This window comes from Desulforhabdus amnigena (assembly GCF_027925305.1).
Taxonomy (GTDB): domain Bacteria; phylum Desulfobacterota; class Syntrophobacteria; order Syntrophobacterales; family Syntrophobacteraceae; genus Desulforhabdus; species Desulforhabdus amnigena.
In genome coordinates, this window is record NZ_BSDR01000001.1 from 1,156,039 (window position 1) to 1,170,823 (window position 14,785).

Consider the following 14,785-nt stretch of genomic DNA (forward strand, 5'->3'; position numbering starts at 1 on the left):
TCGCACCGGGACTATTTCTTTCCAATGGCCAAAGCAAAAAATTGTAGTTTTTTGACGATGTCTCAATATCAACAAGGAGTCGGATCGATCATGGCGATTGTAGAAATCAGCGTTGTTCCTCTTGGAATCTCGGGGTGCAGTCTGAGCACACACGTTGCCAAGGTGTTGAGCGTCCTCAAAGAGAGTTCCCTGCAATACGAACTGACTGCCATGGGAACGATCATTTCCGGGGACCTCGATGAAATCTGGAATGTTCTCAAGAAAATGCATGAAAGCGTTTTTTCATCCGACGTCTGTCGAGTTCTCACCCAAATCAAAATCGATGATCGGCGAGATCGAAAGGCCACTCCCGAACAGAAAATTCGATCTGTGATGGAAAAACTTTCGAAAGGATAATGCTTAGCGTACCGAGGAGGTTTTGTCATGAAGGAACTGGTTGAATATTTGGTGAAGTCTTTAGCGGACCGCCCGGAAGAAGTCATATTGGAAGAACACGAAGATGACGAGACGGTATTCCTGGAACTCAAGATTGCGCCGGACGACTTGGGAAAGATCATTGGAAAGGGTGGAAATACGATCAATGCCATTCGAACCGTTGTTCAAGCGGCAGCCTCCAGCCATAAAAAGCGGGCAAAACTCGACGTTGTCAGTTAGCTCAATCGAATGAACCTGGCCGCACGGTTTATGGTTTTTCCCTTTTCGACTTTGAAGGGAAAGATTGCAGCACCTTTTGAGAGCATGTGACCTGAATCACGCAGCTCGACTTTTGGATATTCATATCCATTCGTTTCGAAAGAAAAACTTGAAATTCCTCACCACAGGATCTAGCTTAATCGCATAAACATGTTGTTTACTGAAATGCTGAATGATTCAGATAATGAATGCTTTTCATATAAAAAACGGAGGGATCAGTTCTATGCCAAAGCAATTTCCCGAACTATCTGTCAATAAATTGCGAGCCCAGATTGACGAGAGCTTACTCCCATTTGAAACGACGGCTTCCTTGGAATCCCTGGAAAAGAAGGTGGTGGGGCAAGACCGGGCCATCGATGCCATCAAGTTCGGTATGGGAATGAAAACGCTCGACTACAATATCTTTATCGCCGGACCGTCCAAAGCTGGTCTCACATATATGGCCAAGACATTCATAGAGGACCAGGCCAAAAAAGAGCCGACCCCTCCTGACTGGTGTTATGTCTACAACTTCAAGGAACAAGACAAGCCCCTGTCTCTCAGAGTTACTGCCGGTCGAGGAAAACAGCTCAAAAAAGACATGAATGAGTTCATTCAGACGCTTCAGGCCAAAATCCCTGAAGTCTTCGACAGCGACGATTACCGGTCAAAGGAAAGTGAAGTACATCAGGGTTTTGAAAAGCAAAGAAGGGAAGTGATCGATGAACTCTCTCAGCAGGCAAAAGACGAAGGTTTTATTCTCCAGTTTTCACAGGTAGGCATGGTCATTATCCCTGCCAACGAGGAAGGGGAACCCATGACGCAGGAAGATCTGCGTCATCTGAGCGATGAGGAAAAGACCGCCCTGAGAGAAAAGAGCGACGCACTTCATGAAAAGATGAAAGAGGCCATCAAGAGAATTCGAGAAGCCGAAAATGAATTCAAGGAAAAGCACACGAAACTGGACAATGAAATCGCTCTGTTCGTCGTGGGACAACTCATGGACAATATTGAGGAGAAGTACAAGGATGACGAGCATGTGCTTGATTACTTGAAGATGGTTCAGGAAGATATTCTTGAAAATATCGAAGACTTCAAGAAAAAGCCCGAAGCTCAGCAGCCTCAACCTGGAGCAGCGTTCCCCATCCCTGCGCGTGAAACGACATTTCGGAAGTATGATGTCAATGTGCTCATCGACAATTCGGAAACCGAGGGGGCCCCTGTCGTGATCGAATCGAACCCCGCGTATCCCAACCTTTTCGGGTCCATCGAAAGGCAGGCATGGTTCGGCGCCCTCTTCACAGATCACACGATGATCAAGCCGGGATCTTTACACAAGGCCAATGGCGGCTATCTGGTCATGAAGGCGCTGGACCTCTTAAAATGGTATATTTCCTACGAAGCCATGAAAAGAGCCTTGAGAGACCGGGAAATCAAGATCGAGGACATTGGTGAACTGTACGGTTTGTTCAGCACCCGCACGATTCGCCCTGCACCCATCCCCCTCAATGTCAAAATCATCTTGACGGGCGATCCGTACATCTATCAATTGCTCTACACTTATGACGATCGTTTCCAGAAGCTCTTCAAAGTGAAGGCCCATATGGACGACCAAATGGAGCGGAAGGACGAGGCCATCGTCGATTGCGCGAGAATGATGAGCAGCTTCTGCAAGGACCACGGTCTGCGCCATCTCGATAAGTCCGGTGTCGCCAGGGTGCTCGAATACAGCATGGAACTCACCGAAAATCAGGAGAAGCTCACGCTGGAACTGGGAAACATCAGCGACCTTCTCAAAGAAGCCAACTACTTTTCAAGCCTCGACAACTCAGAGTTCATTCAAAGAAAACATGTAGAAGAAGCGATTCGAAAGCGTATCTACCGGTCCAACCTCATCGAGGAACGAATCAAAGAGTACATCGAGAAAGACATCTTCTGGGTGGAAACAGAGGGAGAAAAGGTCGGACAGGTGAACGGGCTTTCCGTGCTTATGGCCGGCGATCATGTTTTCGGAAAGCCAAACCGCATCACGGCGACGGTTTCCGTTGGACGTGAAGGTATGGTTTCCATTGATCGCGAGTCCAAGATGAGCGGCAGCACCCATACCAAGGGGCTCATGATCCTCACCAACCTCCTTAAAGAACGTTTTGCCCAAAAGTATCCCATCTCCCTCACGGCTTCCCTCTGCTTCGAACAGAGCTACGGAATGGTGGATGGGGACAGTGCGTCCAGTACGGAATTCTACGTCCTTGTGAGCGCTATTTCCAAGGTTCCCATCCGGCAGGGGATCGCCGTAACAGGTTCCGTCAGCCAGAAAGGCGAAATTCAGCCTATCGGTGGAGTCAACTACAAGATAGAGGGTTTTTTCGACATCTGTAAGCACAAGGGGCTCACGGGAAGCCAGGGAGTTATGATCCCCTCCAAGAATGTTCGGAACCTTATGCTAAAACAGGAAGTCATCGACGCCGTAAAGGAAGGCAAGTTCCACATCTGGCCCGTTACGACCGTAGAAGAAGGCATTGAGATCCTTACAGGCATGGAAGCCGGTAAAATACAGGAAGATGGAACCTATCCCGAAGGCACGGTGTTCCGCAAGGTGGCTGATCGCCTCCAGGAGATCACCGAAATCGTCAAGGAGTTTGGAAAGGGAAGTGAAAACGGCAAGAAAAAGGAAGAGGAAAGCGAAGGAGGCTGTCCCCACTGCGGGGTATAAAACACGTCTCTGAGTTGTTCATTCCATTTGGAACTTAAAGGCATGATCCCATTATGCCCGGGATCATGCCTTATTTGTTTTACCCCTCATTTTTTTGCTCCACCATCTCCCTTCCTTTTTCAATAAATGACCCTTTCAAAAAATTTTCTAGCGATAATTTCCATTTGCTCCTAAAGCCTTTCCGGAAAGAAATGCAAGACTTTTTAACCTCGTCATGATACCCCCCGGAAAAATCGCCCTGTAACCCCAATCATTTTGTTTGACAACTTGAAAATTGCTTGACTTACTTCGTTGATAACCTACAATAATCAACTGTTGTGAAAAGCGTCGGCCAAGGAAACCGAGCTTTCCAGTTCGTATAATTTGCATACGGCTGCACCATTGCAATCTCGAATATTTTAAGGACACTCACGCATGAAATACTGGCGCATTCCTCTGGATGCCGATGAAATTCAAGTTTCCCGTGGCATTGTTCACATCATTGAAGAAAGATGCAAAGGATGCGGTTACTGCATCGCATACTGCCCTCGAGATGTGCTTGAAATTTCTACAAAATACAATATCAAAGGGTATCATCCCCCTGTGGTCGGGAAGCCGGAAGCCTGTGTGAACTGCCATTATTGCGAAACCATCTGCCCGGATTTCGCCATCTATTCCGTTGAGGCCCCTCCGGAACTTGAAGCAGAGGATCAAAAGAGGTTTTCCTCTCACTGACTCAAGTAAGAGGCTGTCTGAAAATTCCTCTGCTTGGGAGCCGAACCTGCTTCGATTCCCCCCTTGAGGGGGAGGGCCAAGGGAGGTGTTTTTCTGGTTCGCGAAATCCTGACACCCCCTTACCCCCCCCAAGGGGGGAATTTTCAGACATCCTCTAAGATTTTCGATACCCGGAAAAGGACATCTCCGGCTTCGCTCCAACTTCTCCATTGAAAGATGACGCATGAATTCTACAGTTTTAACCGGTGAACATTTTATGACAGGAGATGTGGCTTGCGCAGAAGGGGCCCTGGCGGCGGGATGCCGTTTTTTTGCAGGGTACCCCATCACTCCTGCCACTGAAATAGCCGAACGTATGGCGGCTCGACTTCCCTGTTTCGGCGGCACATACATTCAGATGGAAGACGAGATCGCTTCCATGGCCGCGATTGTGGGTGCATCCTGTGCCGGAGTAAAGAGCATGACGGCTACGTCCGGTCCTGGTTTCAGCCTGATGATGGAAAATCTTGGACTCGCGCTCTGCACGGAAACACCATGCGTGGTTGTCAATGTGCAGCGGGCCGGCCCGTCGACAGGGCTTCCTACCCTGGGGGCCCAGGGGGACATGATGCAAGCCAGGTGGGGATCTCACGGCCACTATGAGATCATTACCCTGGCGCCCGCTTCTCCACAGGAGATGTTTTACCAAACCATTACGGCTTTCAACCTGAGTGAAATCTACAGGCTGCCCGTATTGATCATGGCAGATGAAGTCACAGGGCATCTCAGTGAACGGGTAGTCATTCCCGAACCGGGAGTGATCAAGCTGAAGTCGCGCCCCAGAGCCAAAGGACGAAAGGACCGCTTCAAACCTTTTCAGCCCGGCCCCAATGGGGTTCCGCCCATGGCCATAGCGGGTGAAGGATTTGGAGTGCATATCACTGGCCTCACGCACGATGAACGCGGGTATCCCTCCATGACGGCGGAGGCCCAGGAAGAGATGATGAGTCGCATCGTCGGGAAAATTCGAAATAATCTTGACGACATCATCCAGACGGAAAGCTATCGCCTGGACGATGCGGAAATTGCCATCGTTTCCTACGGGGTATCCTCCCGCAGCAGTCTGGCTGCTGTGGATGAAGCCCGGGAACAGGGGATCAGAGTCGGTCTTTTGCGGCTCGTCACCGTCTGGCCCTTTCCCGAAGTACTCATCAACAAGCTCGCAGACAGAATGCGATCTCTGGTGACAGTGGAAATCAATCTGGGACAAATCCACCTCGAGGTGGAGAGATGTTCCAGAGGCAAAGTTCCGGTTCATCTGGTCGGACATGCAGGAGGAAGCGTTATTTCGCCTGACACCATCGTTGAGAAATTGAAAGAGATAACCACATAGCAGCAAGATACATGAAATCGGAACCTCAAAGAGAAGCGCATGCCGGCTGAACGCTTTTGAGGGCAACGGGTTTTCCCTGCGGAGGGGAGTCCGGAAAGTATCTCACAAAGCTCTATTGCAATTCCCAGGAGTACCCATGGAAAACATAAAGGCCCGATCAGATCATCCACTGGATGCTCTTTTGCGTACGGATCGCATCCCCCACATCTGGTGCCCGGGATGTGGTATCGGTACAGCTTTCTCCTCCTGCCTGGTCGCCATGCAAGCGAGCGGCATCGATCTCACAAAGACCGTCATGGTTTCCGGGATCGGTTGTTCGGGTCGCGGGGCCGGCTATATCAAACTGGATTCGTACCACACTACCCACGGAAGAGCCATTCCCTTCGCTACCGGAATGAAGCTGGCCAACCCGGAATTGAACGTCGTCGTTTTCAGCGGAGACGGAGACCTTTTCGCCATTGGCGGCAATCATTTCATCCATGCGGCCCGACGGAATGTGGACATCACCGTGGTCTGCGTGAACAACCTCAATTATGGAATGACCGGCGGTCAGGCAGCGGCCACGACACCCTGTATGGCCAAAACCCCCACGACTCCTCTGGGAAATCCCGAAACTCCTTTCAACCTGCCTCTTCTGGCATACGCCTCCGGGGCAAGTTATGTAGCGCGGTGGACCATACTTCACACGAGGGACCTCACCAAGTCCATCGAGGAAGCCTTGACCCGCAGAGGGTTCTCCTTCATCGAAGTGCTCGCCCCCTGCCCCACTGGCTACGGCAGGCGCAACAAGGAAAAGCCTTTGGATTCCTTGAAGATCTACCAGGAACGCACCATCACCAAAAACGGCGCTCATCCGGCGGAAATCACTCTGGATTACAACCGGGGGATCACCCTGGGCAAGTTCATCGATACGGAACGGCCTACTTTTTTGGATACTTACGATAAGACCTGCCGTCTGAGCTTTCCGGGCGCATCCGAATGAATGAGACAAAGATCGGTTGGTTCGTCTCTGAAGAGAGAAGAAGGTCATACGGACAGCGTCATTGGGACAGGAATAAAAGAGCATGAGTTCAACGTCACCCTCTATTTTGCATAAAGAAATCCTCATTACCGGCTTCGGTGGACAGGGAATCGTACTGGCTGGGCAGATTGTTGGCAAAGCGGCAAGTCTTCTGGATCACAAAGAAAGTACACTTACACAATCCTATGGCCCCGAAGCTCGCGGCGGAGCGTGCAGCGCACAGGTCATCATTTCCGAAAAAATCATCCATTACCCTTATGTGCGAAGCCCCGACATTCTGGTCTGCATGTCCCAGGGCGGGTTCGACAAATTCGGAAGCACCATCAAGCTGGATGGAACCCTCATCCTGGATCAGGATCTCGTGAAGGCGGAAGCGGTGAAATGTGCTGATTCTTTCACCATTCCGGCCACGCGCATCGCCGAAGAGTTGGGGAAAAAGATGATGGCCAATATCGTCATGCTGGGCTTTTTTACGGCCGTTACCGGCGTCGTGTCGGTGGACGCTGTACGGAAAACCGTTGCGGGTTCCGTACCTCAGGGTACCGAAGAGTTGAACCTTACGGCTTTCAACAAGGGATACGACTTCGGCCTTGCCACCCTCAAGGGACGTCAGAAAAAGGCGGCGGGCAAGAAAGGGGTCAGACAATGAGAAATCCCAAAGACCGCCTCCACCGTGTTCTGGTCATCGGTGCAAATCCGGCTGGGCTTGCGGCTACCAACAAGCTGGGGGAGATGGGAATTCCAGTGACCCTGGTGGATACCGATGCGGACCTTGATGAAAAACTGTCCGGCGAGGAATGGCGTCTCAATTCCGGTGTCACATTGAACTATGCCCTCCGGCCGGGGCTGCTTCGCATCTTGCGAAACCCAAAAATCCGGTGCGTGTTTCCCGGGGAAATCACTTCCCTCAAGCATACGCCACAGGGATTCTGTGCCCATATTCAGAGTCCCGCCGACTACATCGATGCGGATCGTTGCGTACTCTGCGGGCGCTGCGTGGAGGTATGCCCGGCTTCGACACCGGATGGATCCAAACCCATTCGCTTCAATGGCCGGCGCAGCCTGCCGGGCCATCCCCTCATCGACAAACGCCGTCAGCCTCTGTGCCAGGCCAACTGTCCCCTGGGTGTCAACGCCCAGGGATATGTTGCCCTCACCAAAGTGGGAAAATTTGCGGAGGCCCTGGATCTCATCCGGCGCGAAAATATACTTCCAGGAATCTGCGGCCGCATCTGCATGCACCCCTGTGAAGTCGCTTGTCGCCGTGGAGAATTGGATGAAGCGGTAGCCATCAGAGACATCAAAAGATTCGTCGCCGACTATGAACTCCTGCATCCCCACGCTCCAGAAAAGGCTCCGGTAACACCGAGGGCGCAAAAGATCGCCATTGTCGGTTCAGGGCCCGCAGGACTCGCTGCCGCGGCCGACCTGGCCCGATGGGGATATCCCGTTACGGTATTTGAAAAAGAAGAAAAGATCGGCGGCTTGCTGCGCTACGGAATAGGACCTTACCGTCTGCCGCGGCATATCCTGGATCACGAAATCGAATATATCGAAGGGCTTGGAGTAGAGTTCAAGACTTCCTCCCCGGCCGATCCCTCCAATAATTTCGAAGCACTCAGAAAAGAATTCGCATCCGTGATTCTCGCGACGGGTACCTGGAAAGATCGCAAGCTGGGTGTTCCGGGCGAAGATTTGAAAAAGGTCGAAGGGTGTCTGGAATTCCTGAGCAGGCTTTATCGCAATGAAATTCAGAAGCTTGATGAGCGCGTAGCCGTTGTCGGCGACGGAAATGCAGCCTTCGATGTCGCCCGCGCTTTGGTGAGACTGGGAGCAAAAACCACTATCGTCTCCTGGTTTCCGGAAGAGCTCATTCCTGCGGATCCGCATGAAATCCTTGCCGCGAGAGAAGAAGGTGTTTCCTTCGTCTATTCGACCAAAGTGACCGCTTTTCTGGGTTCCAACGGCCAATTCGGAGCGTTGCGCTGTGCCGTCACAAAACCCGGAGAACCTGATGCAAAGGGAATCCCATGGCCGGTCATCGTGCCGGGCGAAGAGCCTTTTGAATTGGAGTTCGATCGCGCCATCGTCGCTATTGGGCAGCTGGCCGATTCCCCCACCTGCCGGCTGAACGGAGGCGTGGAAGTCTCACCCAATGGGTTCATTCGGGTGGATTCCAGCTGTTCTACAACCCTCAAAACGGTCTATGCCGCAGGAGACGTCGTCAACGGTCCATCTTCCGTGGTGAAAGCCATGGCGTCGGGAAGGGAAGCCGCTCGTTGCGTTCATCGCTCTCTCAGTGGCGAAGAGGTTCCTCAAGTGAAACCTCAAAGGCCTGTCGACAGGGATTTTCCTGAAATCACGCCGGATATCCCCTCGGTAGCCCGCGTGCGCATGCCTGAACGGCAGCCCGCGGCCAGGAACAGCAGTTTTGAAGAGGTCGCGCTGGGTCTGACAGAGACGCAAGCCTGTTCCGAGGCGTCCCGTTGTCTTCAGTGCGGTGTCTGTTCCGAATGCCTCCAATGTGTGGATGTCTGTGTTTCCAAGGAAACCATTCTGCACAATGCAATCGCCTGTGAGGATGTCGAACATGCGGGCGTTGTGATCATTGCGGACCCCAAGGCCGCTCCCTCTGTAAAGGGTGAGGACGTCATCCGGGCTTACAGTTCCAAAGCCGCCAAGACCGATATCCATGCCATGACGCTCCGCGGATTCGCGGCTGCAGCGGAAGCCTTGATTCTTCTGGGGGGAACTTCGCTGCGTCTGAAAGGCCATGGGCTCGCCTTTTCCCCTCCCGGCCCTCAGCTTTTGCCCGAACTTCGAATGGGCGTATTTGCCTGCCGCTGCAACAACGCTTTCGGGTGGCCCGAGCATTGGAATGAATACATGGCGGCTCTTGCGGAGCGCCCTCACATAGAGCACGTTGAAGTCGTTCAGGCAGCTTGTACGCCCGAGGGTTCGGCTTCGCTCCTCAGGACTATCCGCGAGAAAGGTCTGACGCGGATCGTGCTGGCTTCCTGCGTCTGCTGTCCTCTGGACTTCATCTGCAGCGCCTGCACCGACCAGCGAAGCCGTCTCAAAGATGCCCTCTTTCATGGCACCGGGATCAGCCGGGCCATGGTAGAAACGTGCAACTTGCGGGGAGAGGTCCTCCGGCATCTCAAAAGCGACCCGCAGCTGGCTTACGAAAAATTTACAGGTCTTATGGATAGATCCATTGGACGGGCCAGGCATTTGAAGGGACTTCCCGCTCCCGCTCGACCCTATAATTTTACGACGGCCGTCATCGGCGATTCGGAAGCCGCTCTCAAGAGCGCCCTCACACTGGCGGAAGCCGGTATGGAGGTCTTTCATTTCGGCACTCCGACAAAACCCTTAACCGATCCGTTGAGGTATGCAAACATTCACAGCTTCAGCGGGTCTTCCGCAAAGGGCCTTCGAGGAACAGTCGGTAATTTTCAGATCACTGTGGAAACCGAAGGTTCGCAACAGGTTTTCCATGTGGGAGCGGTGATTCTCGGTGAACACTCCCGGAAACAGATCCATTACATGCCCACGGCGGACCTTCCTCCCCACATGGTGGAAGCATCCATGCAGAAACGGGGTGCCACGGGAATCCCTTTTTTCAACCCGGGCGCGACATCGATCCCCGGGCTCTTTCTGGCCAGTCCTTCCGGCATCAATGTCTCGGAAAGGATCAAGGGGACTGCCGCCGCCATTCTTGCAGCTTCGACAATGCCCCGAAGCCCTCGACAGAACAAGGGCTATACGGTCGTGGTGGACGAGAGCCGGTGCCGCGGGTGCGGGCGGTGCATCCAGGTTTGCCCTTATCAGGCCATCAGCTTCCGCAAAAATGATCATGGAGGATGGCATGCAGTGGTGGATGAAGCGCTTTGCAAGGGCTGCGGCAACTGCATTCCCGTGTGCCCGTCCAATGCTGCCGACAGCCCGTATCGCGACCGGCGGTATCTCGAACAGATGATAGAAGAGATACTGACGTAGGACACTTTCCTGCAACCCTTTTCTTTGGAAGAACAGGGACAGGAAGGGGGGCGTTTGCCCGGAATTTTCGACCGTCAACCCGGTGCTCCGCGTTGTCCGCCTATAATTCGACCAGTGAGAACAAAATATGGATAAATTGAAAATCGTACTCTTTATGTGCAACTGGGGACCCCACGCCGCCTACCAGACCCTTCAGGACAACGGCGCGGACATCCCTGCGGAAGTCAGCATGATACGCATCCCCTGCACCGGAAGGATGAGCAAATCGCTCCTTTTTAAGGCCTTTGAAATGGGAGCGGACGGTGTCGCCCTTTTGGGCTGTGAACCCGGATCCTGCCGGTATGGGAGTGGAACGGCCGTTGCTGAACGGAACGTGGATGATACCCGGGGGATCCTGGACCTCTTGGGGCTTGGAGGAGACCGCCTCCGTCTTGCCATGTTTCTCCCGGAGGAATCTGAACCTCTCCTCAACTTCCTTCAGGACTTCCAAAAGGTCATCAAGACCATCGGCAAAAGCCCCGTCCAGCCGACTCTGCGGGAAGAACCAGCAGCCGTCGCAAAAGATGCCGCTTCTCGACTTCTGGCTTCCCACGATATTTACGCCTGCCAGGACTGCGGAAAATGTTCTTCCGCCTGTCCCCTGGCCCTTGCTGGAAAACCCTTTTCACCACGGGCGATGGCCAATGCCATCATCGGAGGAAAAATCGACTCGCCTGAAGTCGTGAAAGATGTATGGTCCTGCCTCACCTGCGGGCTCTGCTACGATCGCTGTCCATCGGCCGTCGATTTCCCGGAATTCATTCGCGACATGAGGCACCTTCAAAAAGTCTGCGGTCAAAGCGGCCATGAGGCCCATGGGGGTATTTTTCAATCCATCATGCGCACCATGACTTCTCCAGATCTAAAAATACGGCATTGGGAATGGCTGCCCAAAGACATCCAGACCGATCCTCAGAGCAAGGTACTCTTCTTCGGTGGCTGCGCCCCCTACTTCGATACCTATTTCAAGAACCATCTGGGCATCCAGACGAGCGATATCCTCACGGACAGTCTTCGGCTTCTGAATTTCTTCGACATCACCCCCGCCGTTTTGAACGGCGAACGCTGTTGCGGTCATGATCTTCTCTGGTCGGGAGATCATGAAAATTTCCGTAAGCTCGCACAACTCAATGTGGAAGCCATCGAGGCGTCGGGTGCGGAAGAAGTGGTCACGGCATGTCCCGAATGCTACCGGACCCTTGCCCATGACTATCCTGCACTGGGAATCGAATTGAAATTCAAGGTGACTCATATTTATGACCTGGCAGAACGGGAGATCGGCAAGGGAGCCATCGGCTTTGAGAAGATGGAGAGAAGGCTCACTTTTCAAGACCCCTGCCGGCTGAGCCGCCTCGAAGGGCGGCCGGACCTTCCGCGAAAGCTGATCGACCGGCTTCAGCCCGATGGTTTCACCGAAATGAAAGACCATGGGGCGTCTGCTCTCTGCTGCGGCAACTGCGCCTGGACGGGATGCGACAGTTACACGAAGACACTGCAGGTCAATCGGTTGCGCCAGGCCCGGGAAACGGGCAGTGACCTCCTAGTCACCGCCTGCCCCAAGTGTCAGATCCACCTCAAGTGCGCCATGGAAGATCCTTTCCTGGGAGATGAAATCAAAATGGAAATCATGGATCTCACCACTGTTCTGGCGAAGACCATTCGCTGGGAATAAAAATCAGTGAGACGTATATTAATGCTCGCCCACCGCCAAACCAGACTATTGGCTGTTATTGGCCATTGAAACGAAGAGATGCCGATTATGCAAAAACTTGAAAATCAGGAAGTTCGTCCCCGTGTTGGAGTTTACGTCTGTCACTGCGGCCTGAATATCGGTCGGACCGTGGATTGCAAGAAGGTGGCCGAAACGGTTGCGGAACTGGAAGATGTCGTTGTGGCAAAGGACATACCCTATGCATGTTCCGAACCGGGGCAGCACAGCATCAAGGACGACATCATTGAAAACAATCTGAACCGGGTGGTTGTCGCGTCCTGCTCACCCAGACTTCATGAACCCACTTTTCGTCAGATGGTTCAGGCGGCCGGGCTCAACCCTTACATGTTGGAGATGGCCAACCTCAGAGAGCACTGCAGCTGGGTGCACATGAACGAACCCGACGCAGCCACCCAAAAAGCCATCGATCTCACTAAAATGGCCGTTGCGCGTGTCCGTGACCTGACCCCCCTGGAACCCGAAAAACTTGCCCTCACCAAAAAAACATTAGTGATCGGCGGAGGGGTGGCTGGAATCCAGGCGGCGCTCGATCTCGCCGACAACGGCTACGATGTGGTCATGGTGGAGAAAAAGCCTTCCATCGGGGGAACCATGGCGCAACTGGACAAGACTTTCCCCACCATGGACTGTTCCATCTGAATTCTCGGGCCAAAAATGACGGATGTCGGTCGACATCCCCGAATCAAGCTTTATACCTTGAGTGAAGTGGTGGACGTGAAAGGTTACGTCGGTAATTTCGATGTAAAGATATTGAAGAAAGCGCGCTACGTGGATGAGAAGGAATGCACGGCTTGTGGCGATTGCGCCAAAGTCTGCCCCGTGGTTCGACCCGATGAATTCAACCTAGGACTCTCATCGCGCAAAGCCATCTATTCGCCATTCCCCCAGGCGGTTCCGTCAGCCTATGTGATCAACGTGAACGAATGCCTGGGGCACAATCCCGCCGTCTGTGCCAAGTGTGTGGAGGCATGCGACAAGGGCTGCATCAATTTCCACATGTCCGATGAAGAGATCGTCGAAAACGTGGGAACGATCATCGTGGCCACTGGAATGGATCCATACGATCCGACCGAAATGGACGAATACGGATATACACGCTTTGAGAATGTGCTCACCAGCCTGGAATTCGAACGTCTGGTCAACGCCGGTGGGCCCACCAAGGGCGAGCTTGTCCGTCCCGGAGACCGCAGGCACCCCAAATCCATCGGATTCGTTCAGTGCGTGGGTTCCCGTTCGGTCAGGAAGGGAAATCCTTACTGTTCCAATGTATGCTGCATGAACACGGTGAAGAGCACGCTCGTTCTCAAGGAACACTATCCGGATATGGATGTCAAGGTCTTCTATATCGACATCCGCGCCTTTGGAAAGGGTTTTGAAGATCTCTACAAGAGAAGTCGGCGACTGGGAGTACACTACCTGCGTGGTCTGCCGGGGAACGTGGAAGAGCTTTCCGATGGAAGCATTCGAGTGGCCGTGGAAAATTCGGCCACGGGAGCCATCGAATATCACGATCTCGATATGCTCGTGCTCGCTATTGGAGTACAGCCCCCCAGGAGCACTCAAAGACTTCAGGAAATGCTCGGTTTGCAGCTTACATCCGACGGTTTTTTCCTGGAAGCGCATCCCAAGCTCCAGCCCGTGGATGCTGCAACACGCGGCATTTTCTACGCAGGATGCGCAGAAGGCCCCAAGGATATCAAAGAAAGCGTCACTCAGGCATCCGCGGCCGCAGCGCGGGCCATCCGGCTCATGCACAAGGGTGAAATACTCACGGAACCGATTACTTCCGAAGTCATTCCAGATCTGTGCAAGTCGTGCGGAAAGTGCGCAGAAGTTTGTCCATACAACGCCATCACAGTGGATGTGAAGAAGAAAACTCCTGCGGTCGTGAACACGGCGGCGTGCGCCGGGTGCGGAACCTGCGCGGCGGAATGCCCCTTCGACGCCATCACCATGAATCATTTCACCGATAAACAGATACTCAACCAGGTGGACACCCTTTTGGAGGAATCCACCGAAGAGAAAATCCTGGCATTCGCCTGCAACTGGTGCTCTTACGCCGGAGCGGATTATGCCGGAGTCTCACGGCTCCAGTATCCACCCAACGTTCGAGTCATACGCACCATGTGCTCGGGCCGGGTGGACGAAAAGTTCATCTGGGAGGGATTTGCCAAGGGCGCTCCCGTGATCCTGGTGAGCGGCTGCCATATTGGAGACTGCCATTACATCGACGCCAACCACTGGACTGAAAAGCGCATTCAGAAAATCCACAAAAAAATGGAAAAACTGGGCATCCGCCCCGAACGCCTGCAGCTCGAATGGATCAGCGCCGCGGAAGGCATTCGCTTCGCCAACGTCATGAAAAACCTGGAAGAACTCCGCAAGGGGGTCACCCAGCGGGAAGTTTCTGAAACGGTTGCGATTCTGGCGAAGAAAAATCAAGGCGCTGAGTGAGCTTTACTCCACCTATACCCTCATGAAAAAAGGTGAGCAATGATGTTTTGCTCACCTTTTTTCATG

At 53.1% G+C, this 14,785-nt stretch carries 10 protein-coding genes; all 10 read left to right on the top strand.

The annotated features are described in order from the left end of the window. Positions 1-90 precede the first annotated feature (90 nt). The 10 genes from QMG16_RS05110 to hdrA2 all read left to right on the top strand — a co-directional run bounded on the left by QMG16_RS05110 (position 91) and on the right by hdrA2 (position 14,719). Positions 91-396 (top strand): MTH1187 family thiamine-binding protein, encoded by a 306-nt coding sequence (locus QMG16_RS05110; protein WP_281792689.1) that lies wholly within the window; start codon positions 91-93, stop codon positions 394-396. 27 nt (positions 397-423) lie between these two features. Further along, positions 424-654 carry a KH domain-containing protein gene (locus tag QMG16_RS05115; protein ID WP_281792691.1) on the top strand — a complete coding sequence of 77 codons (231 nt, stop codon included), beginning with the start codon at positions 424-426 and terminating at the stop codon, positions 652-654. 262 nt (positions 655-916) lie between these two features. Further along, positions 917-3,385, top strand: a complete 2,469-nt coding sequence (locus QMG16_RS05120) for a Lon protease family protein (protein ID WP_281792692.1) — start codon at positions 917-919, stop codon at positions 3,383-3,385. A gap of 414 nt (positions 3,386-3,799) precedes the next feature. Beyond that, positions 3,800-4,099, top strand: coding sequence for a 4Fe-4S dicluster domain-containing protein (locus QMG16_RS05125; protein WP_281792694.1), 300 nt, complete (start codon positions 3,800-3,802; stop codon positions 4,097-4,099). Between the two features lie 223 nt (positions 4,100-4,322). Next, positions 4,323-5,471 carry a 2-oxoacid:acceptor oxidoreductase subunit alpha gene (locus QMG16_RS05130; protein WP_281792695.1) on the top strand — a complete coding sequence of 383 codons (1,149 nt, stop codon included), beginning with the start codon at positions 4,323-4,325 and terminating at the stop codon, positions 5,469-5,471. A 136-nt stretch (positions 5,472-5,607) separates the two neighbouring features. Then, positions 5,608-6,453, top strand: coding sequence for a 2-oxoacid:ferredoxin oxidoreductase subunit beta (locus tag QMG16_RS05135; RefSeq protein WP_281792697.1), 846 nt, complete (start codon positions 5,608-5,610; stop codon positions 6,451-6,453). An 82-nt stretch (positions 6,454-6,535) separates the two neighbouring features. Continuing rightward, entirely contained in the window at positions 6,536-7,141 is a 606-nt protein-coding gene (locus QMG16_RS05140) for a 2-oxoacid:acceptor oxidoreductase family protein (protein ID WP_281792698.1), read from the top strand. Then, positions 7,138-10,494: an FAD-dependent oxidoreductase gene (locus tag QMG16_RS05145; RefSeq protein ID WP_281792699.1), complete on the top strand. Its 3,357-nt coding sequence runs from the start codon at positions 7,138-7,140 to the stop codon at positions 10,492-10,494. The genes QMG16_RS05140 and QMG16_RS05145 overlap by 4 nt, the downstream gene beginning before the upstream one ends. A gap of 127 nt (positions 10,495-10,621) precedes the next feature. Next, complete coding sequence (locus QMG16_RS05150) at positions 10,622-12,205, top strand: hydrogenase iron-sulfur subunit (protein WP_281792701.1); 1,584 nt, start codon at positions 10,622-10,624, stop codon at positions 12,203-12,205. A 78-nt stretch (positions 12,206-12,283) separates the two neighbouring features. Next, positions 12,284-14,719, top strand: a complete 2,436-nt coding sequence (hdrA2, locus tag QMG16_RS05155; protein WP_281792703.1) for a CoB-CoM heterodisulfide reductase HdrA2 — start codon at positions 12,284-12,286, stop codon at positions 14,717-14,719. Positions 14,720-14,785: the final 66 nt, after the last annotated feature.

Coding starts and splice junctions, on each gene's coding strand:
- QMG16_RS05150 (WP_281792701.1), top strand. CDS start 10,622: ATGGATAAATTGAAAATCGTACTCTTTATGTGCAACTGGGGACCCCAC.
- QMG16_RS05140 (WP_281792698.1), top strand. CDS start 6,536: ATGAGTTCAACGTCACCCTCTATTTTGCATAAAGAAATCCTCATTACC.
- QMG16_RS05135 (WP_281792697.1), top strand. CDS start 5,608: ATGGAAAACATAAAGGCCCGATCAGATCATCCACTGGATGCTCTTTTG.
- QMG16_RS05145 (WP_281792699.1), top strand. CDS start 7,138: ATGAGAAATCCCAAAGACCGCCTCCACCGTGTTCTGGTCATCGGTGCA.
- QMG16_RS05125 (WP_281792694.1), top strand. CDS start 3,800: ATGAAATACTGGCGCATTCCTCTGGATGCCGATGAAATTCAAGTTTCC.
- QMG16_RS05115 (WP_281792691.1), top strand. CDS start 424: ATGAAGGAACTGGTTGAATATTTGGTGAAGTCTTTAGCGGACCGCCCG.
- QMG16_RS05120 (WP_281792692.1), top strand. CDS start 917: ATGCCAAAGCAATTTCCCGAACTATCTGTCAATAAATTGCGAGCCCAG.
- QMG16_RS05130 (WP_281792695.1), top strand. CDS start 4,323: ATGAATTCTACAGTTTTAACCGGTGAACATTTTATGACAGGAGATGTG.
- QMG16_RS05110 (WP_281792689.1), top strand. CDS start 91: ATGGCGATTGTAGAAATCAGCGTTGTTCCTCTTGGAATCTCGGGGTGC.